General features: G+C 38.9%; 1 protein-coding gene. It reads right to left on the bottom strand.

The annotated features are described in order from the left end of the window. Positions 1–19: 19 nt before the first annotated feature. On the bottom strand, positions 20–406 hold a 387-nt coding region (gene fliD, locus CS062_RS25645; RefSeq protein WP_158238941.1), incomplete at its 5' end, for a flagellar filament capping protein FliD.

Below are 406 nucleotides of genomic sequence, written 5' to 3'. Positions count from 1 at the left end.
CCATAACTCATAATATACCTCAGGATTTAGATGAAGAATTAGTAAAGCCCGGTAAATTTGCTAACGCTCCGCTTATACTAGATTGAGTACGTTGCAAACTTGCCAATAAAGAGTCCAATGCACTGTATCGCTTACGCAACGACTCTTCGAAACTTTCTATATATCGGCTGGCAGCCTCTGAATCTTTAGTATTTTTATCTAATTGTGTTCTGATTGATTGTTCTTTACTCGCAATGATACCCCCGGCTTGATTAAACTCTTTAATAAAACCATCCAGCCGAGTACTAATCCCAAATTCACCATCAAATAGCTTAGGAATGGCATCAAAATTTTCGTTCAGTGCTTTATCAAAGCGTTGCCGTCCAGAATCACCACCAAACTCTGAACTACTGGATATCTCTAGCTT

Origin of the sequence: Roseateles chitinivorans (assembly GCF_002761755.1) — a bacterium.
In the GTDB taxonomy this organism is placed as follows: Bacteria; Pseudomonadota; Gammaproteobacteria; order Burkholderiales; family Burkholderiaceae_C; genus Roseateles; species Roseateles chitinivorans.
This window is presented reverse-complemented; position numbering and strand designations above follow the sequence as displayed.